The sequence below is a fragment of the Nocardioides cavernae genome (assembly GCF_013410035.1).
Taxonomy (GTDB): Bacteria; Actinomycetota; Actinomycetes; order Propionibacteriales; family Nocardioidaceae; genus Nocardioides; species Nocardioides cavernae_A.
Window position 1 is genome coordinate 20,473 of sequence record NZ_JACCBW010000005.1, and the last position, 19,330, is coordinate 39,802.

18 protein-coding genes are annotated in these 19,330 nt (G+C 74.1%); 12 read left to right on the plus strand and 6 right to left on the minus strand.

What is annotated here, in order from left to right; genetic code table 11:
• Window positions 1-55 precede the first annotated feature (55 nt).
• Window positions 56-676, plus strand: coding sequence for a hypothetical protein (locus tag F4692_RS18335; protein ID WP_179621189.1), 621 nt, complete (start codon window positions 56-58; stop codon window positions 674-676).
• Window positions 677-703: 27 nt separating this feature from the next.
• Here the strand turns inward: F4692_RS18335 and F4692_RS18340 are convergent, their stop codons facing one another.
• Window positions 704-2,320: an AbgT family transporter gene (locus F4692_RS18340; RefSeq protein ID WP_179621190.1), complete on the minus strand. Its 1,617-nt coding sequence runs from the start codon at window positions 2,318-2,320 to the stop codon at window positions 704-706.
• A 3-nt stretch (window positions 2,321-2,323) separates the two neighbouring features.
• Window positions 2,324-3,676, minus strand: coding sequence for a M20 family metallopeptidase (locus F4692_RS18345; RefSeq protein ID WP_179621191.1), 1,353 nt, complete (start codon window positions 3,674-3,676; stop codon window positions 2,324-2,326).
• A gap of 104 nt (window positions 3,677-3,780) precedes the next feature.
• Between F4692_RS18345 and glnA the strand changes: the two genes are divergently transcribed.
• From glnA to F4692_RS18375, 6 genes are read left to right on the plus strand one after another with little or no spacing between them, the layout of a single operon-like run.
• The gene (gene glnA, locus F4692_RS18350; protein WP_179621192.1) at window positions 3,781-5,127 is read left to right on the plus strand and encodes a type I glutamate--ammonia ligase; all 1,347 of its coding nucleotides are present in this window, start codon (window positions 3,781-3,783) and stop codon (window positions 5,125-5,127) included.
• A gap of 13 nt (window positions 5,128-5,140) precedes the next feature.
• Window positions 5,141-6,019, plus strand: coding sequence for a hypothetical protein (locus tag F4692_RS18355; RefSeq protein WP_179621193.1), 879 nt, complete (start codon window positions 5,141-5,143; stop codon window positions 6,017-6,019).
• Entirely contained in the window at window positions 6,016-6,729 is a 714-nt protein-coding gene (locus F4692_RS18360; protein ID WP_179621194.1) for a type 1 glutamine amidotransferase, read from the plus strand. The genes F4692_RS18355 and F4692_RS18360 overlap by 4 nt, the downstream gene beginning before the upstream one ends.
• Entirely contained in the window at window positions 6,726-9,719 is a 2,994-nt protein-coding gene (locus F4692_RS18365) for a bifunctional [glutamine synthetase] adenylyltransferase/[glutamine synthetase]-adenylyl-L-tyrosine phosphorylase (protein ID WP_179621195.1), read from the plus strand. The genes F4692_RS18360 and F4692_RS18365 overlap by 4 nt, the downstream gene beginning before the upstream one ends.
• A gap of 43 nt (window positions 9,720-9,762) precedes the next feature.
• Window positions 9,763-10,410: a SatD family protein gene (locus F4692_RS18370; RefSeq protein WP_257030046.1), complete on the plus strand. Its 648-nt coding sequence runs from the start codon at window positions 9,763-9,765 to the stop codon at window positions 10,408-10,410.
• Window positions 10,411-10,435: 25 nt separating this feature from the next.
• On the plus strand, window positions 10,436-11,170 hold the full coding sequence (locus F4692_RS18375; protein WP_179621196.1) for a hypothetical protein: 735 nt from the start codon (window positions 10,436-10,438) through the stop codon (window positions 11,168-11,170).
• 26 nt (window positions 11,171-11,196) lie between these two features.
• Here the strand turns inward: F4692_RS18375 and F4692_RS18380 are convergent, their stop codons facing one another.
• Entirely contained in the window at window positions 11,197-11,787 is a 591-nt protein-coding gene (locus tag F4692_RS18380; protein WP_179621197.1) for a DUF1349 domain-containing protein, read from the minus strand.
• A gap of 270 nt (window positions 11,788-12,057) precedes the next feature.
• On the opposite strand from F4692_RS18380, the gene F4692_RS18385 reads away from it, so the two are divergent.
• The 3 genes from F4692_RS18385 to F4692_RS18395 all read left to right on the plus strand — a co-directional run bounded on the left by F4692_RS18385 (window position 12,058) and on the right by F4692_RS18395 (window position 15,518).
• Window positions 12,058-13,329: an HNH endonuclease signature motif containing protein gene (locus F4692_RS18385; RefSeq protein ID WP_179621198.1), complete on the plus strand. Its 1,272-nt coding sequence runs from the start codon at window positions 12,058-12,060 to the stop codon at window positions 13,327-13,329.
• 108 nt (window positions 13,330-13,437) lie between these two features.
• On the plus strand, window positions 13,438-14,988 hold the full coding sequence (locus tag F4692_RS18390) for an MXAN_6640 family putative metalloprotease (protein ID WP_179621199.1): 1,551 nt from the start codon (window positions 13,438-13,440) through the stop codon (window positions 14,986-14,988).
• A 107-nt stretch (window positions 14,989-15,095) separates the two neighbouring features.
• Window positions 15,096-15,518 carry a hypothetical protein gene (locus F4692_RS18395; RefSeq protein ID WP_179621200.1) on the plus strand — a complete coding sequence of 141 codons (423 nt, stop codon included), beginning with the start codon at window positions 15,096-15,098 and terminating at the stop codon, window positions 15,516-15,518.
• A 7-nt stretch (window positions 15,519-15,525) separates the two neighbouring features.
• Here the strand turns inward: F4692_RS18395 and cobU are convergent, their stop codons facing one another.
• The 3 genes from cobU to cobT are packed head-to-tail and all read right to left on the minus strand — an operon-like array spanning window position 15,526 to window position 17,885.
• Window positions 15,526-16,053 (minus strand): bifunctional adenosylcobinamide kinase/adenosylcobinamide-phosphate guanylyltransferase, encoded by a 528-nt coding sequence (gene cobU, locus F4692_RS18400; RefSeq protein ID WP_179621201.1) that lies wholly within the window; start codon window positions 16,051-16,053, stop codon window positions 15,526-15,528.
• A 24-nt stretch (window positions 16,054-16,077) separates the two neighbouring features.
• Window positions 16,078-16,842 carry an adenosylcobinamide-GDP ribazoletransferase gene (locus tag F4692_RS18405; protein WP_179621202.1) on the minus strand — a complete coding sequence of 255 codons (765 nt, stop codon included), beginning with the start codon at window positions 16,840-16,842 and terminating at the stop codon, window positions 16,078-16,080.
• A 5-nt stretch (window positions 16,843-16,847) separates the two neighbouring features.
• Entirely contained in the window at window positions 16,848-17,885 is a 1,038-nt protein-coding gene (gene cobT, locus F4692_RS18410; protein ID WP_179621203.1) for a nicotinate-nucleotide--dimethylbenzimidazole phosphoribosyltransferase, read from the minus strand.
• A gap of 50 nt (window positions 17,886-17,935) precedes the next feature.
• Between cobT and F4692_RS18415 the strand changes: the two genes are divergently transcribed.
• Window positions 17,936-18,469: a 2'-5' RNA ligase family protein gene (locus F4692_RS18415; protein ID WP_179621204.1), complete on the plus strand. Its 534-nt coding sequence runs from the start codon at window positions 17,936-17,938 to the stop codon at window positions 18,467-18,469.
• 65 nt (window positions 18,470-18,534) lie between these two features.
• On the plus strand, window positions 18,535-19,320 hold the full coding sequence (locus F4692_RS18420) for a thermonuclease family protein (RefSeq protein WP_179621205.1): 786 nt from the start codon (window positions 18,535-18,537) through the stop codon (window positions 19,318-19,320).
• The last annotated feature ends 10 nt before the right edge of the window (window positions 19,321-19,330 follow it).

Below are 19,330 nucleotides of genomic sequence, written 5' to 3' on the forward strand. Positions count from 1 at the left end.
CTCCCCGTCGCCGGGTGCGTCCTGACAGCGACGACCACCTACGGGGAGAGAGACCATGAACATCCGCACCACCCTGGCCGCGTCCGCGATGGCGACCACCGCCGTCCTCGCCGGCTCGCTCACGATGACCTCCACCGCTGCCCCCGCGCAGTCAGAGGACCGTGCCGCGCAGCCGGGCACGCAGCTGACCTTCACCGTCGAGGACTGCGAGGGCTGTGAGATCCAGCTGACCAGCGCCCTCGGCACCTACGCCGAGGCCGACGCCGGCAAGGTCGACATCTGGAGCTCGGGGACCCGCACCGTCGAGGACGGCGCGGTCACCTTCACGATCCCGACCCGGCGCACGTGGGGCATGTCCGCCACGGTCGTCGCGCCGTGGGAGGGCTTCACCGGCTACAAGACCACCGTCGCGTGGCGCTACAACGGCAAGCTCCAGGGGGACCCGGTCACCCTCGAGGAGGCCGTGACGAAGAAGAAGGCCGCCGCGTGCTGGGAGGGCGTGCGCAGCCGAGAGGTGACGGTGCCGCTCGTCGTGGAGAAGGTGCGCGTGCGCGGCGTCAAGAAGAAGGTCGCCGGCAGCATCGCGTTCGTGCCGGAGACCCAGAGCTGGCTGAAGCCGATGCGTGAGGTCCAGGACGGCGTCCTGGGATCGCAGGACGTCAACATCTGCCACTGAGCACCGACCCCGGGCGTCGGCGCCGCGTCACTCGATGCGGATGCCGACGCCCGGTCCCACGTCGGCCCCGGTCAGGTAGAAGACCGTGAGGACGGCGACCCACGAGATCCAGAACGGCACCACGAACGGCAGCATCCGGGAGATCACCGTGCCGAGGCCGGCCTCGGGCTCGTACTTCTTCAGCATCACGAGGAAGATCCAGATGTAGGGGTTCATCGGCGTGATCACCTGCGTCGCCGAGTCACCCACGCGGAACGCCGCCTGGACGAAGCCCGGCTCGTAGCCCAGCAGGGCGAACAGGGGCACGAACACCGCGCCCATCAGCGTCCACATCGACGACCCGCTGACGATGAAGAGGTTGAGCAGCGAGGCGAGCAGGATGAAGCCGATGATCGCGGGGTAGCCGGTCAGCCCGATCGACTCGAGGCCGTCGGCGCCGGCGACCGCCAGCGCCGACCCCACGTTGCTCCAGTTGAACAGCGCGATGAACTGCCCCAGCATGAATGCCAGCACGATGAAGGCCGCCATGTCCTTGATGCCGAGGCCCATCACCTTCGGCACGTCGGCCGCCCGGCGCAGCGAGCCGCTCACGAAGCCGTACGCGAGCGCGGGGGCGAGGAAGAGCGCGAAGACGATGAACACCGTCGAGTCGAGCAGCGGGGACTCCGGCAGGAAGGTGCCGTCCTCGTTGCGCCACGGCGACCCGCCGGGCAGCACCGCCGCCACGATGACGACCGCGAGCACCAGGAAGACGACGCCGGCGACCCGCAGGCCCCGGCGTTCAGCAGGGTCGAGCTCGGGGGAGAGGTCCTCCGGGGTCGCGCGCAGGGCGGGCGCGACGTCGTCGTCCTGCGCCGCAGCGCCCTCCAGGGTCGCGTCGGCGTCGTCGTGCTCCACCATGTCGACGGGTGCGCCCTCGCGGACCAGTCGCGGCTCGACGAGCCGGTCGATCACCACCCCTGCGACCAGGGCCAGCACGATCGAGGACACCATGTTGAACCAGAGGTTCGACACCGGCGTGACGGCCGCGCCGGCCTCCGGCAGCCCGGCGGTCACCGAGCTGGTGATCCCCGCGAAGAGCGCGTCGAGGCTGGTCACCAGCATCGAGGTCGAGTAGCCCGCGCCCACGGCCGCGAAGCCACCCACGAGACCGGCGAGCGGGTGTCGTCCCGCCGCCTTGAACACCATCGCCGCGAGCGGCGGCACCACGATGAACGCCGCGTCCGCCATGACCGAGGCGTTCACGCCGACGAAGCCGACGGCGTACGGCAGCAGCCAGCGCGGCGCCGAGCCGAGGCTGGCGCGGATCGCGGCGGCGAGCAGTCCGGTGCGCTCGGCGACCGTGACGGCGAGCAGGATCGTCACGACGGTCACGAGGGGTGGAAAGCCGATGAAGTTGGCGCCGAGGTTGACCGTGAGCCAGGTGAGGCCCTCGCCGGTGAAGAGGCCGCGCACGGCGGTCTCCTCGTCGGCGCCGGGGATCGTCACGGACGTCCCGAGCAGCTGCAGGACGGTCGAGATGATCCCGACGAGCAGGAAGAGGCCGAGGAACAGCAGGAACGGGTCAGGGAGGCGGTTGCCCACCCGCTCGACGGCGGCCAGGGCGCGGTCGGTCCGCGAGCCGGTGACGGCGGTGTCGGCCATCGCTCACGCCTCGCCGAAGTAGGACGGGACGTCGACGGCGCCGCCCGCGGCCTCGAAGTCCGCGTCGGCGGCCTCCCGCAGCGCGGGATCGCTCAGCCAGTCCGCGGCGACGGCCGCCAGCGACCAGGCCGCGTCGAGCACGACCCGGTCGGCCTCCTCGCTGACCGCGGCCGCGGCGAACTCCCGGGTGTGCAGGGAGAGGTCGGCGTCGGTGATGCGGACCATCGCGTGCACCCCGGGGACCCGGTAGGACACGTTGCCGAAGTCGGTGGAGCCGGCGAACATCCGCGGCACGACGTCCGGCGGCAGGACCGTACGCCCGCGCTCGCCGTAGCGGGTCGTCCACGACGCCGCGAGGGGACCGTTGCCACGCACCGGGAGGTAGGCCGGCGCCTCGTCCCACGTCAGCTCCACCCCGCAGCCCGTCATCAGCGCCGCTCCGCGGGCGATGTCACCGAGCCGGTCGCTCAGCACGGCGAGTCCCTCGGGGTGCTCGCTGCGCAGGTAGAACAACATCTCGGCGTGCTCGGGGATGACGTTGGGCCGCTCGCCCCCGCTGGTCACGACGCCGTGGACCCGGTCGGTGGGCGGCATCTGCTGGCGGTGCAGGCCGACGCCGGTGTACATCAGGTTCACCGCGTCGAGGGCGTTGCGGCCCATGAACGGCTGCGCGGACGCGTGGGAGGTGATCCCGCGGAAGGTCGCGCGCAGCTGGCGCCGGCCGAGGAACAGCGGCTCGGCGATGTCGTAGGTGAACGGATGGACCATCAGCGCCGCCCCGACGCCGTCGAAGGCACCCTCGGCGGCCATGAGCTCCTTGCCGCCGCCACCCTCCTCGGCCGGCGTGCCCAGCCACACCACGCGGCCGGGGAGCCGGTCGCCCAGGGAGGCGAGCGCCAGGAAGGCGCCGAGCCCGGCCGTGGCGATCACGTTGTGGCCGCAGCCGTGGCCGATCCCCGGTAGCGCGTCGTACTCCGAGAGCACCGCGATCGTCGGTCCGCCGGGGTCGCCGGCCTCGGCGCGCAGCGCGGTGGCCAGGCCGTGGGCGCCGCGGACCACGTCGATCCCGCGGGCCTCGACGAGGTCGGCCAGCGCGGCGGCCGAGCGGTGCTCCTCGAAGGACACCTCCGGGTGCTCCGCGAGGTCGTGGCTGGCGTCGAGGAGGGTGGGGCCGAGCTCGTCGACGGCGGTGCGCAGGGCCTCGAGGAGGTCGGCGTCGGCACCGGCCGTGGTCGCCTCCGGTGCGCGGGCCGTACGTGCCCGGCGTCGCGTCTCCTCCGCCAGGTGGCCGAGCAGGAAGCCGTCCGGCGGGAGCGGGGCCGAGGTGTCGGAGGGCAGGTCGTGGGGGTGGGTCATCGTGCAGCTTCCCTTTCCCGTGGTGAGCGGGCCCGAGTGGGGCGCTGGTCTCGCGACGCTAGCACCGTCGGCGCCCGCGCGACGCCGCCCCCTAGGCTGAGGCCATGGGCAAGCAAGAGGACTTCGTGCTCCGGGCGCTCGAGGAGCGCGACGTCCGGTTCGTGCGGCTGTGGTTCACCGACGTGCTGGGCTTCCTCAAGAGCGTGAGCGTGGCTCCCGCCGAGCTCGAGAACGCCTTCGAGGAGGGCATCGGCTTCGACGGCTCGGCCATCGAGGGCTTCGCCCGCGTCTACGAGTCCGACATGCTGGCGCACCCCGACGCCTCGACCTTCCAGATCCTGCCGTGGCGCACCGGCGAGGACGGCGGTCCCGCCACCGCCCGCATGTTCTGCGACATCGTGATGCCCGACGGCAGCCCGTCGTACGCCGACCCGCGCCACGTCCTCAAGCGCACCCTGAGCAAGGCCGCCGACCGGGGCTTCACCTTCTACACCCACCCCGAGATCGAGTTCTACCTCTTCAAGGACATGCCCGGGAAGGGTGACGAGCCGCAGCCCGTCGACCGCTCCGGCTTCTTCGACCACACCGCCCAGTCGCGCGGCGCGGACTTCCGCCGCGAGGCGATCACGATGCTCGAGGCGATGGGCATCTCGGTGGAGTTCAGCCACCACGAGGGCGGCCCGGGCCAGCAGGAGATCGACCTGCGCTACGCCGACGCGCTCACCACCGCCGACAACATCATGACCTTCCGCACCGTCATCCGCGAGGTCGCGCTCGGCCAGGGCATCTGGGCCTCCTTCATGCCCAAGCCGTTCACCACCCACCCTGGCTCGGGCATGCACACGCACGTGTCGCTCTTCGAGGGCGACCGCAACGCCTTCTTCGAGGCCGGCGCGCAGTACCAGCTGTCGAAGACGGGGCGGCAGTTCATCGCGGGCATCCTGCGCCACGCCAGCGAGATCAGCGTCGTCACCAACCAGTGGGTCAACTCCTACAAGCGGCTGCTCGGCGGCGGCGAGGCGCCGTCCGGCGTCTGCTGGGGCCACAACAACCGCTCCGCGATGGTCCGGGTGCCCATGTACAAGCCCAACAAGGGCCAGTCGACCCGCGTCGAGCTGCGCACCGTCGACGCCGCGTGCAACCCCTATCTCGCCTTCGCGGTGATCCTCGGCGCCGGCATGAAGGGCATCGAGGAGGGCTACGAGCTCCCGCGCGAGGCCGAGGACGACGTGTGGTCGCTGACCGAGCGCGAGCGCCGGGCGCTGGGCATCACCCCGCTGCCGCGCAGCCTGTGGGACGCCATCGGCATCGCCGAGGACTCCGAGCTGCTCGCCGAGACGCTCGGGGAGCACGTCTTCGACTTCTTCCTGCGCAACAAGCGCGCCGAGTGGGAGGAGTACCGCACCCAGGTCTCCGCCTTCGAGCGCGACCGGATGCTGCCGGTCCTCTGAGCACGGGGCGTCGATGAGGGTGCTGCGCGACTGGCTCGTCTGGGCCGCCACGTGGACGCTCGTCGTCGCGTCGCCCATGTGGGTCGGTGTCGCCGTGGATGCGTGGCAGGAGCGCACGGACCCGACGCTCGACGCCTCGCCGGTGCCGGGCTGGGTGCCGTCCCTGGCCTACGTGGCCGCGCCGGCGCTCGCGCTCGGGCTGCTGCTGGTCGTCCTGGGCCGGGCCACCCGGTGGGGGCGGGGCGGACTGGTGCTCGGTGCCGTCGGCCTCGCCACCGGTGCCGTGGCCTTCACCGGGTTCCCCGACGGCGACACCGGCGAGTGGTACGTCGCCCTGTCGGCGCTCGCGGCCGGGTGCGCGCTCGTCGGGGCCGTGCTACCGGCCCGCCCCGGCGAGGTCCGGCCGGCCGGCTGGCAGGCGTGGCTGCCCGGGCTGGCGCTGGTCGCTGCTGCCGCCTTCACCGCGTGGACCTGCTGGCAGGGCGCGTCGTACTGGCACTGGGACGCGGGGTCCACGAGCGCGTACCTCCTCGGTCTCGTCGGAGCTGCCGCCCTCGCCGGCCTGGGGGTGGCCGCTCCCCTGTGGGCGGAGGTGGGGAGCCGGCTGCTGCGCTGGACGCTCACCGCCCTGGCCGGGCTCGGCACGCTCTGGCTGCTGGCCGGTGCCTCGATGTTCTTCGGTGACTACGGCGTCCTCTTCCGCTGGGAGGAGGACGAGGTGGCGTGGAACCTCGGCACACCGTTGATGCTGCTCGGCGCGGGTCTGCTCGCGGCGGGGGTCGCGGCCTGGCGGCGCCGCGGTGACCTCGTCGGCTGGTCGCTCGCTGCGGGACCCTCGTTCTGCCTGCTCGCCCTGTGGCAGGACTCGACGTGGGGGAGCGTGATGCGGTGAGCCCGCGCGTCCTCGTCGTCGAGCACCAGCCGTCCTGCCCCGCCCACCTCGTGGGCGAGTGGCTGGAGGGTGCCGGCTGCGCGCTCGAGGTCTGGCGCCCGGGCGGTGAGCCGCTGCCGCCGCTGACGGCGTACGACGGAGCGCTGGTGCTGGGCGGGGACATGGGGGCGGACGACGAGGCCGTCGCGCCGTGGCTGGCGCCGCTGAAGGAGCGCATCCGGGACGCGGTCGCGGTCGGTACGCCGCTGCTGGGGATCTGCCTCGGGCACCAGGTGGTCGCGGCGGCGCTGGGCGGTCGGGTCGCGCGCAACCCGCGCGGCCAGACCGTGGGCCTGCAGCCGGTGGGCTGGAGCGAGGACGCCGCGAGCGACGCCTGGGTGGGCGGGCGCACCGGGGACGAGGTCGCCGTGCACTGGAACAACGACGTGGTCGTCGACCTGCCGGACGGTGCGGTGGTGCTCGCGCGCACGCCCGGCGGCGAGGTGCAGGTCGCCCGCTTCGGCGAGCGGGCGTGGGGCATCCAGGCGCACCCGGAGGTCGACGTGCCGATCCTGCGACGGTGGGCCGAGTCCGACCGCGACGACCACGTCTCGATGGGCATCGACCAGGAGCGGGTGCTCGCCGAGATCTACGCCGCGGCGCCCGCCCTGGCCGTGCACTGGCGTCCGCTGGTGGAGCGGTTCGCCGCGATCGTCGGTGGTGCGTCATGACCTCCGCGGGCGCCTACGTGCGCAAGGGGTTCGTCGACGGCGCTGCCGCCGTGCGCGGCATCGAGCGACTCGGTGCCGCAGGCCACCCCCTGACCGACAAGCTCGCCGCCACGGCCGACCCCGACGCGGCGCTCGAGGGCCTGCTCCGCCTGTCGGACGCCCTCGACGAGGCCGAGGAGGGAGCAGGCGCCCGGATGCTGTCGGAGGTCGCCGACGACGAGGGGACGGCGATGCGGCTGTGCAGCGTGCTCGGCGCCAGCGCCGCGCTGACGCACCACCTCGTGCGGCACCCCGAGCAGTGGCGCGAGCTCACCGACCCGACGCTCGGCAGCACCCGCACCGCGGCGTACGCCGTGCGCGAGGCGATGCTGGCGGCGGTCGGCGCCGATCCGCAGGCCCTGGAGCCCGTGGCGGGGCTGCCGGACGCCGAGGCGGTCGACGCGCTGCGGGTGGAGTACCGCCGGATCCTGCTGCGGCTGGCCTCCCGCGACCTCGCCCACCACCTCGGCATCGACGACGCCGCTGCGGAGATCTCCGACCTCGCCGCCGCGACCCTCGACGCGGCGCTCGCCGTCGCGCGCGCCCGGGTCGGCGACGGCGCGCACCAGGCGCGGCTCGCCGTGATCGCGATGGGCAAGTGCGGCGGCCACGAGCTCAACTACATCTCCGACGTCGACGTGGTCTTCGTCTTCGAGCCGGCCGTGCTGGAGTCGGGTGAGGGCGCCGATGAGGGGTCGGCGCTGCGGGTCGCGACGCAGCTCGCCTCGCACCTCATGCGGATCTGCTCGGACCACACGCGCGAGGGCACGATCTGGCCGGTCGACGCCAACCTGCGGCCCGAGGGCAGCCAGGGACCGCTCGTCCGGACCTTGGCGAGCCACCAGGGCTACTACGAGAAGTGGGCCAAGACCTGGGAGTTCCAGGCGCTGCTCAAGGCCCGCCCCGTCGCGGGGGACGGCGACCTCGGCCGCCGCTACTGCGAGATGGTCGCGCCGATGGTGTGGAACGCGGCCGGTCGCGACGGGTTCGTCGCCGACGTCCAGGCGATGCGTCGCCGGGTCGTCGACCACATCCCGGCGCACGAGGCGGAGCGGCAGATCAAGCTGGGCTCGGGCGGGCTGCGCGACGTCGAGTTCGCCGTGCAGCTCCTGCAGCTCGTGCACGGTCGCTCCGACCCGTCGCTGCGCGAGGGCGCCACGCTGAGCGCGCTCGCCCGCCTCACCGACGGGGGCTACGTCGGCCGCGAGGACGGCGAGAAGCTGCACGAGGCGTACGCGTTCCTGCGCACCCTCGAGCACCGCATCCAGCTGCACCAGCTGCGGCGTACCCACGTCCTGCCCGAGGACGAGGCCTCGCTGCGCCGGCTCGGGCGCTCGCTGGGGCACTTCTCCGAGCCGGCCGAGACGCTCGACAAGCAGTGGCGCTACCACCGTCGCGAGGTGCGCCGGCTGCACGAGAAGCTCTTCTACCGCCCGCTGCTCGGTGCCGTCGCCAAGCTCGCCGGCAGCGAGGCCCGGCTCTCGCTCGAGGCTGCGGAGGAGCGGCTGTCCGCGCTCGGGTACGCCGATCCCAAGGCGGCGCTGCGCCACCTCGAGGCGCTCACGAGCGGGGTCTCGCGCACGTCCGACATCCAGCGCACGCTGCTGCCGGTGCTGCTGGAGTGGTTCGCCGACTCGCCCGACCCCGACGCCGGCCTCTTCGGCTTCCGGCGGATCAGCGAGAGCCTGGGCCGCACGCCGTGGTACCTCACGATGCTGCGCGACGAGGGCGAGGTCGCCCAGCGGCTCGCCCACGTCCTCGGCACGTCGCGCTACGCCACCGACCTGCTCGAGCGCGAGCCGCAGGGCGTGAAGATGCTGGGGGAGTCGCTCGTCCCGCTGAGCGCCGAGGCCGGGCTGGCCGAGATGAAGGCGCTCGTCGAGCGCGCCGAGACCGCCGAGGCCGCCGTCGTCGCGGTGCGTGCCGTACGCCGTCGCGAGCTGCTGCGGATCGCCTGCGGGGAGCTCGTCGCCGGCACCGACGTGGCCCTCGTCGGCCAGGGCCTGAGCCGGCTGACCGACGCGACGCTGCAGGCGACGCTCGACATCGCGACGTACGCCGTGCGCACCCAGCGTGGCCTCGACGAGGCGCCGACGCGGATCGCGGTGATCGCGATGGGCCGCTACGGCGGGTTCGAGCTGTCCTACGGCAGCGACGCCGACGTGATGTTCGTCCACGGTCCCGTGGAGGGCGCCGAGCCGCAGGTCGCGGCCTCGTTCGCGACCGCCGTCGTCGCCGAGCTCCGGCGGCTGCTGTCGCTGCCGGCCAGCGACCCGCCGCTCGAGGTCGACCCCGACCTGCGCCCGGAGGGCAAGAACGGCCCGATGGTGCGCACGGTGGAGTCCTACGCCGCCTACTACGCCAAGTGGTCGCACGTGTGGGAGTTCCAGGCGCTGCTGCGCGCCGACGCCGTGGCCGGTGACGAGGACCTGAGGCGCCGCTTCACCGAGCTCGTCGACCCGCTCCGCTTCCCCGCGGACGGGATCGCCGAGGGCGACGTCGTCGAGGTGCGCCGGATCAAGGCGCGCGTCGACGAGGAGCGGTTGCCGCGCGGGGCCGACCGGCACACCCACCTCAAGCTCGGCCGCGGCGGTCTCGCCGACGTGGAGTGGACGGTGCAGCTGCTCCAGATGCGCCACGCCGGTCGGGTCGAGGGCCTGCGGACGCCCCAGACGTTGCCCGCGCTCGAGGCGGCGGCCGCCGCCGGGCTGATCCCGGAGGAGGACGCCGAGACGCTGGCCGATGCCTGGCGCCTGGTCAGCCGGGTGCGCAACGCGGTCACCCTCGTCCGCGGGAAGCCGTACGACCAGCTGCCGCGCGACGCCCAGGAGCGGGCCGCGGTGGCACGGGTGCTGGGCTACCCGCAAGGATCGTCGGACCAGATGGTCAACGACTACCTCCGCACCACGCGGCGCGCGCACGCGGTGGTCGAGCGGGTGTTCTGGGAGTGAAGGTCATGTGTTCATCTGGGTCGAAAGAAGTTATCATCTTCAGATGAGCGACATGAAGCCGGGCGCTTCAGTGACGGTGATCGGCGACCTGGTCGGCTCGCGCCGGAGCGCCGACAGGCCGGCGGTGCACGCGCGGTTCACACGCGCCGTCGACGCGGTCAACGAGGAGTTCGCACCGCCGGTACCGCTGCGGATCGGGGTCGGGGACGAGTTCCAGGGCATCTTCGGCAGCCTCGGCTCCGCCATGGCGGCGACCCTGCGGCTGCGACTCCTGCTGCTGCCCGTCCTCGACGTCCGGCAGGGGATCGGGTGGGGCCGGGTGCTGGTGCTGTCCGACGAGCCCCGCGTCGAGGACGGGCCCGGCTGGTGGGCCGCCCGGTCCGCGGTCGAGGTCCTCGAGGGCTACGAGCGCAAGGCGGCCCTGCGGTCGGTCCGGACGGCGTACGTCGCCGCGGAGGGCGAGCCCGGGCATCCGGAACGGCTGGTGAACGCCGCGCTGATGACACGCGACCAGGTGGTCAGCGGCCTGTCGGAGCGCTCGATGTCGGTGCTGGATGGTCTGCTGAGGGGGCGGCAGCAGCAGGAGATCGCCCAGGACCTGGGCATCAGCCCCTCGGCGGTGTCGCAGCGGACCCGGGCCGACGGCCTCGGGGTCGTGCTCGCCGCCGACGAGCTGCTCCGCGGGCTGTGAGGCGGGGCGACGTGGGAGGAGAGGGATGAGCTGGCTGGGGATCCTGCTGGTCGGGTTCGCCGTGACCGACCTGACGCACTCGGTGCGCCGGGCCAAGGTGCTGCCGCAGGTCGTCGGCGTCCTGGTTGTGCTGGTCCTCGGGGTGCTCGCCGACCTGACGTCGGGGCGCGACCTGGTCGCGCTCGGTGTGGTCGCGCTGGTGGTGCTCGCGTGGGGCTTCGCCGTGACGTGGGGCTTCGGGCACCCGGCCCAGGCGGCAGCGTGGCTGCCGCTGGGGGTGTTCCTCACGGCACTGCTGGCCGCCATCGCGTGCTCCGGCCTGGCGCCCGACGCCGCGGGCCCGCTCGGCCGCTGGCTCGACTCGGTCACGCTGCCCGCGCTCACCGGGACGTCGGCCGACCGGTTCCTGCTGCTCCTGGGCGCCTTCGGGGTGCAGCTGTCGACGGGCAACGTGCTGGTCCGGCTGGTGCTGAAGTCCACCGGCACCATCAACCCGCGCAAGGACGGCGGGATGCCGCCCACCCAGCTCAAGGGCGGCCGGTTGCTCGGGCCCCTGGAGCGCGTGTTCATCCTCGCGCTCGCCCTCGCCGGGCAGGTCACCGCGGCCAGCCTGGTGGTGGCGGCCAAGGGGTTGCTGCGCTTCCCCGAGCTCTCCTCGCGCCACGAGCAGCAGACGGTCCACGAGATGACCGAGTACTTCCTGCTCGGCTCGTTCGTGTCGTGGCTCGTGGCTCTGGGGTCCTACGTCGTGCTGGTCTGAGGGCGGCCCACCTGCGTCGGTGGGTCTCAGCCACCCGGGTGCAGGTGGTCGTCCGGGGGAGTGGTCCGCCATGACGTGAAGTGGACCGTGAGCCCGGACCTGCTCGGGGCGCAGCAGTACGGCCCTGCCGTGACGGGCCCGTCCGCCATCAGGGGGGCGACTCGGACGAGCCGCCAGGGCTCGTCGTCCACCCTCGCGCGCACCGTGAGCGCGTTGCCCGACCAGCTGCCCCGGACGGTCACCAGCCGTCCCGCCCACCCGGGCACGGGGGACAACGACCAGTCGGAGGAGCCGCGCGTCACCACCGCGCCGAGGCTCTCCTCGCCGTCGCTCACCTCGACGCCCGCCTTGACCCACGACTCGTCGCCGACCCGGACGAAGATCCCGGCCTGGTCGAACTGCTCGGCGAAGTCCAGACGGAACCGGACCTCGACCGCGGACTCCGGCTCGAAGGCGGTCAGCAGCGCGTGCTCGGAGGAGTGGACGAACCCGTAGGACGTGAGGCGCCAGGCGTCGCTGCCCTCGCGCGCGGTGACGTGGAGGCCGTCCGCGTCGGTCGCTACGGCGACGGGCCGGTTGCTCCAGGACCCGTCGGTCCACGGGACGGTGTGCGTCATCGTCGGGCCTCCACGGTCGTCCAGGGTCTGTTCCCGGCCTGCTCGGGGCCTGATCAGAGTCTGTTCAGGGCCTGCTCAGCGCCTGCTCAGCGGCTGCTCACGGCCTGCTCGGGGCCTCGGGCGAGGTCCGTTCGTGATCCTACGAGTCGGGGGACCGTCGGTGGGGGTCGTCGTGCCAGCAACCGTCCACAGGTGTCGTCGATAGCCGCCCTTCCACAGGGCAGCCTCGATCCATCGGCACGTGTCGGTCGGCCGCTGGAGAGTGATCGCATGACAGCGCTCCCGCACTCCGAGCAGCACCGGGTCATCGACCTGGCGCGGCGGCTGTGCGCCGAGCTGGCCGAGGTCGCCGACGTGCCCCTCTGGTCGATGACGGCTGCCGACGCCGGCGACGCCCTGGTCCTGCTGACGCGGGCGCGGAGCCAGCTCGACGGGCTGCTGATGCGCGTGCTGCGTCACGCCGAGTCGTCGCGTACCGGGGCCGACGTCGGCGCGACCACGACGAGCTGGTGGGCGCACGAGACCGGGACGACCCGTGCGGAGGCGCACCGGACGGCACACCTCGCCGAGCGCATGGAGCACCACGTCGACGTCGCGGAGGCGCTGGCGACGGGCACGCTCCGCACCGACCAGGCGCGCGTGGTCGTGGACGCGATCGACGACCTGCCTGACGACGTCGATCCCTCGGTCCGCGCGGACGCGACCACCTTCCTGCTGGAGAAGGCGAGCGAGCACGACGCCAGGGCGTTGCGGGTGCTCGGCCGACGCGTGCTGGAGGTGGTCGACCCCGAGACCGCGGACGCCGAGGAGGGGCGTCGGCTCGAGGCGGAGGAGCGGGAGGCCGCCGCCACCGCCTCGTTCACCATGGTGGACGACGGGCACGGGAAGGCGCACGGGAGGTTCACCATCCCGACCCTGCACGGCGAGATGCTGCGCACGCACCTGCTCGCGCTCGTCCCGCCTCCCCCTGCGGCCTCGGAGACGTCGGCGGCGGGGGACGACCCCGGCGGTGCGCCGCGGCTGCGCGGGCTCACCCGTCATCGGCTCGGGCTCGCCTTCATGGACTACCTCGAGACCCGGCCGGAGGCCTCCGTGCCCACCGCGGGCGGGGTGCCGGCCACGGTCGTGGTGACCATGGAGCTCGAGACCCTCACCGGCGGTGCGCGGGCCGCCTCCCTCGACACCGGGCCGCGGATCAGCGCAGGGGAGGCACGCAGGCTCGCGTGCCGCGCCGGGATCATCCCGATCGTCCTCGGCGGTCCGTCGGTCGTCCTCGATGCCGGCAGGAAGCGACGCTTCCACTCGCAGACGCAGCGCATCGCGATGGGGATCCGTGACGGTGGCTGCACCGCCGCCGGGTGCGACGCCCCGCCGGGCCTGACGCAGGCCCACCACGACGACACGTCGTGGAGCCAGGGCGGCGGCACCAGCGTGGCCCGGGGCCGGCTCTACTGCCCGCGTCACCACAGGCTGGCCCATGACGCGGCCTACCTCCGCTCGGTCGACGCGCAGGGGAAGGTGCGCTTCGTGCGGCGGACGTGAGCTGGGGTGGGACGGCGTGCGGGCGTTCGACGGGCGTTCGACGGGCGTTCATCTCATCAGCGACTTTCGGCGGGTGGCAGCGGCGCGCGAGTTCGGTTGGATGGGCCCATGCGCCTCATGCGGACCACCGCGACGACCCTCGCCACGCTCCTCACCGTCTCGCTCGGCACGGCGCTGGTGGCGCCGACCGCCGGAGCAGCCGATACCCCCAGCGCCACGGGCGACGGCGCGACTGCGCAGGAGCGGGCCGAGGCGAAGGAGGCGCTCGCGGTCGCAGAGTCGGCCGTGGCCGGGACGTCTGTCGCAGGCGACGCGGGCCGGCAGGCGCCCGACGTGACGATGGCGATGCGCGACCTCTTCGTCGCCAAGCACGCGCTGCGGGGCGCGGACCGCGCGTCGGCCGAGCGGCTGCTCGCGCGTCCCACGACGCCGCCGGACGACCCGGACGACCCGCGCGACATCTACTACGGCCCGGACGCCGACCTGCAGTCGCAGTGCGCGGCGACCTACTGCCTGCACTGGGTCGAGGAGGGCGAGCACGCTGCGACGCCCGCGTTCGCCGCCGAGGCGTTCGACACGATCGGTGACGTGGCGCGGGTGTACGCCGAGGCCGGCTACCGCGCGCCCCTGCCCGACGCCGGGCAGGAGGGCGACATCCGCACGGACTTCTACCTCGGCGACATCGACACCTACGGCGCGCTCGGCTTCTGTCGCTCCGACGCGGACGGCCCGGTCGACGGGAGCGCCTGGTACGCCTACTGCGGCTTCGACAACGACTACGCGAGCTCGCCGTGGCTCGACCCGACCTCGCTGCTCCGGGTCACCGTCGCCCACGAGTACTTCCACGCCATCCAGTACGCCTACGACGCCGAGGACGACGGCTGGATCTACGAGTCCACCGCGATGGCGATGGAGGACGAGCTCTACGACGACGTCAACGACAACGTCTTCTACCTCAACTACGGGCAGATGGGTGACCCGGAGGCCTTCGGCTACCCGGCCGGCCCGTCGGTCCCGCTCGACGTCTCCGACCTCAACGCCTACGGCAACTGGGGGTTCTGGCGCTACCTCATGGAGCAGCACCCCCGCACCGCCGGCGGCCTGCCCACGATCATGCGCGACGTCTGGGAGGCGCTCGACACCACGCGGGGTGCGGCCCCGACCACCTCGCTCCAGGCGCTCGACCGCGTGCTCCAGGCACGCCGCACCTCGACGCCGGACGAGTACGCCGGGTTCGCCGACGCCAACCAGCACCCGGCGGACGCCTACGAGGAGGGCGCCGAGCAGGCGTACCCCACGGCCCCGAACACGCTGGCGTCCCTCCAGCTCGCGAAGAAGAAGCGGATCGGGACGCACCGCGCCAGACTCGACCACCTCACCAGCGCCACCGGCGAGGTCCTGCCGTTCCCGGGCAGCAAGTTCCTCACGGTCGCCGTCGACCTTGACGACGCGACGGCCCAGCGCGCGGTCGTGACGGTGCACCGCGTGGACGGCACCACCTCGACCACGCCCCTGCGGGTCAACCGGAAGGGCAAGGGCGTCACGATCGTCCCGTTCGCCCCCGCCCGCGTCGCGTCGGTCGAGGTCACCCTGACCAACGGCAGCACGCGCGGGCAGGACGCTCTCGCCGCCGACGTCGGCTACCTCGCGGTCGGCTGAGGCGGGCGCCCGGCCCCGACGACCGGCGCCGACGACCGGTGCCGACGACCGGTGCCTGGGCCCGCGTGCTCAGGGGTGCGGGCGGAGCAGACGACAGACTGGCTGCCATGAGTGACCTCGAGCGATCACGCGACACCCGCCCCCGGGTCGGGCCGGCCGCCCTCGGACTGGCGGTCTTCGCGGCCCTCATGTGGGCCGCGTGGCTGGGCTGGGACGACGAGTACCACGTCGTCGACGGCGTCGAGCAGGGTCCCTACCGCACCTGGCAGGTGCTCGGCTGCGGCGCGAGTGTCGCGGTCGGGGCGGTCCTCGCGCAGGCATGGGCACGTACGCGCGGCGGCGTCGTGCTGGCCGTCGCCGGGGCGGTGGGCCTCGCCGTCCCGTGGGCCGTGCACGCCGCGTCGACGGACGACTCGGGACTGTGGTTCGTGGGCCTGGTGCTCCTGCTCGCAGGCGCGGTGCTCGGGCTCGCGCTGCTGCTCACCGTGGCCGCCGCCGTACGCACCCGGCTGGCCCGGCGCGACACGTAGCCGGTCGTCAGAGCCTCAGCACCCGGCCCGCGACGACGAGGTGCACCTCGTCGCACGCCGTCGCCACGCGCTGGTTGACCAGGCCGAGCAGGTCGCGGAACAGCCGACCGGAACGGTGCTCGGGCACCACCCCGAGGCCAACCTCGTTGGTCACCAGCACCACCTCGTGGGGACACGCGCGGACCGCGTCGACGAGCTCGTCGGTGCGCCCGCGCACGAGCGCGTGGACCGCGTCGGAGTCCTGCTCCCAGGCGCCGGCGGCGTCGATGACCGCGGTCAGCCAGGTGCCGAGGCAGTCCACGAGGACGGGGGCACCGGCGTCGCGCAGCACGGGCGCCAGGTCCTGGGTCTCGACCGTCGCCCACGACGCCGGGCGGCGTGTCCGGTGCGCGGCGATCCGCGCCACCCAGTCGGGGTCGGCGTCCTCGTCCGGTGACGGACCGGCCGCGACGTAGGTCGCGGGCTCGTCGCCGAGCAGCCCCTCGGCGTGCGTGGACTTTCCGGACCGCACGCCGCCGGTGACCAGGATCCGCATGGCGCCCATCGTCGCAGAGCCGGATCAGGCCGCGGCCGCGGCCAGCGCGAGCACGGCGAGGGAGAGCTCGACCGCGGCGCCCAGCACGTCACCGGTGATGCCGCCGAGGCGGCGTACGCAGCGCAGCAGCAGGGCCAGCACGGCAGCCACCATGACGACACCCCCGGCGATGAGCGCGGGCGCCGAGCCGACGGCGTACCCGGTGAAGCCCAGCGCGACGAGGACGCAGGCGAGCACGCCGACCGTTGCGACGACCGGCACCGAGCCCACGTGGGTCGCGCCGAGGCCGTCGGGCCGAGCCGCGGGGACCCCGCGGACGCAGGCGACGGTGAGGCTGGCACGGGACGCACAGACGAGGACGCCCGCCACCCACCACCCGTGGTCGGCACGGAGCAGCCCGGCCAGCCCGGCTGCCTGGAGGCCGGCCACCAGGACGACGGCGACGGCGCCCGCGGGGCCCACCGGGCCGGTGCGCATCACCTCGAGCGAGCGCTCGCGCGAGTACGACGCGGTGAGCCCGTCGGCCGTGTCGGCGAGGCCGTCCCAGTGGAAGGCGCGGGAGCCGAGCGCGAGGGCGAGGAGCACGAGGTACGCCGTCGCGTGGGCGGGGAGCCCGATCAGGTCGCCGACCAGCGCGACGGCCGCGGCGGCGAGCCCGAGCGGGAGGGCGGCGACGGGGGCGAGCGCCATAGCCGTGCCTGCGACCGAGCGGTCGACGGTGCGCGGGGGCGGGACGCGGACGGCGGTGAGGGTGCCGGTGGCGAGCAGCCAGCCGTCGCGGAGGTTCACGTGGCTCAGCCGGGCAGGATCTCGGACAGCAGCGCCACGTCGCGCAGCACCGCGATCCCCGAGCGCAGGACCGGGAGGGCCGCGACGGCACCGGAGCCCTCGCCGAGGCGCATGCCGAGGTCGAGCAGCGGCTCGAGCCCGAGGGACTTCAGCGCGTGCTCCTGGGCGGGCTCGGTCGAGCGGTGGCCGGCCAGCCACCACGCGGCGGCGCCCGGCGCCATGGCCTGTGCGACGACGGCGCACGCCACCGACATCAGGCCGTCCAGCAGGACCGGCACGCCGCGCCGCGACGCCTCCACCAGGAAGCCGGTGGCGGTCGCGAGGTCGGCGCTGCCGAGTGCGGTCAGGACCTCCACCGGGTCGGACGTACGCCCCTCGGCGCGCACCAGCGCAGCCGCGACCACGTCCCGCTTGCGGGCCCAGCCGTCGTCGTCGATGCCGGTGCCGCGTCCGGTGACCTCGTCGGCCGGCAGCCCGAGCGTCGCGGCGACGAGGGCGGCGGCGACGGTCGTGTTGCCGATGCCCAGGTCACCGGTCATGAGCAGCTGGGCACCGTCGTCGACGAGCTCGCCCGCGAGCTCGGCGCCGAGGGCGAGGGACCGCTCCGCCTCGTCGCGGGTGAGCGCGTCCTCGAGGTGGATCGCCCCCGAGCCGCGACGCAGCTTGCGTGCCGTGACGGCGGCGGGCAGGTCGGACAGGTCGGCGTCGACCGCCACGTCGAGCACCGTGACGTCCACCCCGTGCGCGGCCGCCAGCGCGCTCACGCCGGCGCGGCCCGCGACGATCGTGCGCACCATCGCCTCGGTGACGGCGGAGGGGTAGGCGGAGACGCCGTGGGCCGCGACGCCGTGGTCGCCGGCGAGCACCACGAGGCGTACGTCGGTCAGCGGGCGCGGCGGCACCTCGCCCTGCGCGGCCGCGAGCCAGGCGCCGACCTCGCCGACGCGTCCCAGGGCGCCGGCCGGCGTCGCCAGCCCGGCCAGCCGCTCGAGGGCCTGCGCGTGGACGGCGGGGGAGGGCGGGGCGATGCGTGTCTGGTCCATGGCGCGGCCAGCCTAGGCCCACGGCCGGCCCCGCGTGCCACCCTGTCCCGGTGCCCGGCCACTCCGTCCTGCAGCTGCCCGTGCCGGCGCTGGAGGAGTGGGTCCGGGCGCGTACGGCGCACTACGACGCGGGCTTCGTGTCGCCCGACCCGCGCTTCGGGCACGCGCACGTCACGGCGCTCGGACCGTTCGCCCCGACGCCCTCGTCCGACGACCTCGCCGCCGTCGCGGACATCGCCGCGGGCACGGCCCCGGTCCGTACGCGCCTGGCTGGTCTCGCCCAGTTCCCCGACGGCATCATCCACCTCGTCCCGCGCCCGGACGACCGGTTGCGCGACCTCACCGCCCGGCTGGTGGCCGCGTTCCCGCAGTGGCCGCCCTACCGCGGCGAGCACGGCCCGGACCTGCAGCCGCACCTCACCGTGGACGCCGCCTCCGACGACGTGGACCTCGCCTCGACCGCTGCCCTCCTCGGCGACGTCGTGCCGGTCGACGTGGTGCTCGACCGGCTCCAGCTCGCGTGGTGGGAGTCGGGGCGGTGCCACGTCGTCCGGGAGTGGCGACTGACCGGTCCGGACGCCTAGTCCCAACGGGTCATTTGCGCCCCGAGTCGCACGCGCAGGCGCCTGCGTCGGTCCACAGTGGACGCGTGCGCCGCCTGTTCCTGTTCCTCCTCGCCCTCACCCTCACGCTGGCCGGGACCGCGACCTTCACCACCTCGCGTGCCGGGGCGGTGACCGACATGGACTGCGGGGACTTCGCGACCCAGGCCGCCGCCCAGGCGTTCTTCGTCGGCGCCGGGCCCGGCGACCCGCACGCCCTCGACCACGACGACGACGGGGTCGCCTGCGAGTCGAACCCGTGCCCCTGCTCGACCTCGGTCGCCCCGCTCGTCGGCACGACCACCACCTCGCCGACCCCGACCCCGACGCCCGCTCCGACGCCCACCCCGACGCCCACCCCGACCTCCACGCCGACGCCGGGCGTCGACCCCGACGGGTCGGGCAGCAGCGGGCCCGAGCGCCGCGACCGGGCGCGGGTCGTGCGCGTCACCGACGGGGACACGCTGAAGGTGCAGATGGCCGACGGCACCGAGGAGTACGTCCGGATCATCGGCATCGACACGCCCGAGGTGCACGGACGACGCGAGTGCGGCGGCGGGCAGGCCAGCCGGACGATGGGACGCCTCGCGCCGGTCGGCTCGCGGGTGCTGCTGGTGTCGGACCCGACGCAGGCGGACCGGGACCGCTACGGCCGGCTGCTGCGCTACGTCCACCGCTCGGGCAAGGACGTCGGGCGCGCCCAGGTCGCGCTGGGCCGGGCCCGGGTCTACGTCTACCGCGCCGACCCGTTCCGCCGGACCGCGCCCTACCAGCGCGCCGAGCGCCGCGCCTCCGCGCAGCAGCGGGGGTCCTGGGGGACCTGCTGGCGTTGACCGGCATGCC

Coding starts and splice junctions, on each gene's coding strand:
- F4692_RS18335 (WP_179621189.1), top strand. CDS start 56: ATGAACATCCGCACCACCCTGGCCGCGTCCGCGATGGCGACCACCGCC.
- F4692_RS18340 (WP_179621190.1), bottom strand. CDS start 2,320: ATGGCCGACACCGCCGTCACCGGCTCGCGGACCGACCGCGCCCTGGCC.
- F4692_RS18345 (WP_179621191.1), bottom strand. CDS start 3,676: ATGACCCACCCCCACGACCTGCCCTCCGACACCTCGGCCCCGCTCCCG.
- glnA (WP_179621192.1), top strand. CDS start 3,781: ATGGGCAAGCAAGAGGACTTCGTGCTCCGGGCGCTCGAGGAGCGCGAC.
- F4692_RS18355 (WP_179621193.1), top strand. CDS start 5,141: ATGAGGGTGCTGCGCGACTGGCTCGTCTGGGCCGCCACGTGGACGCTC.
- F4692_RS18365 (WP_179621195.1), top strand. CDS start 6,726: ATGACCTCCGCGGGCGCCTACGTGCGCAAGGGGTTCGTCGACGGCGCT.
- F4692_RS18370 (WP_257030046.1), top strand. CDS start 9,763: ATGAGCGACATGAAGCCGGGCGCTTCAGTGACGGTGATCGGCGACCTG.
- F4692_RS18375 (WP_179621196.1), top strand. CDS start 10,436: ATGAGCTGGCTGGGGATCCTGCTGGTCGGGTTCGCCGTGACCGACCTG.
- F4692_RS18380 (WP_179621197.1), bottom strand. CDS start 11,787: ATGACGCACACCGTCCCGTGGACCGACGGGTCCTGGAGCAACCGGCCC.
- F4692_RS18385 (WP_179621198.1), top strand. CDS start 12,058: ATGACAGCGCTCCCGCACTCCGAGCAGCACCGGGTCATCGACCTGGCG.
- F4692_RS18390 (WP_179621199.1), top strand. CDS start 13,438: ATGCGCCTCATGCGGACCACCGCGACGACCCTCGCCACGCTCCTCACC.
- F4692_RS18395 (WP_179621200.1), top strand. CDS start 15,096: ATGAGTGACCTCGAGCGATCACGCGACACCCGCCCCCGGGTCGGGCCG.
- cobU (WP_179621201.1), bottom strand. CDS start 16,053: ATGCGGATCCTGGTCACCGGCGGCGTGCGGTCCGGAAAGTCCACGCAC.
- cobT (WP_179621203.1), bottom strand. CDS start 17,885: ATGGACCAGACACGCATCGCCCCGCCCTCCCCCGCCGTCCACGCGCAG.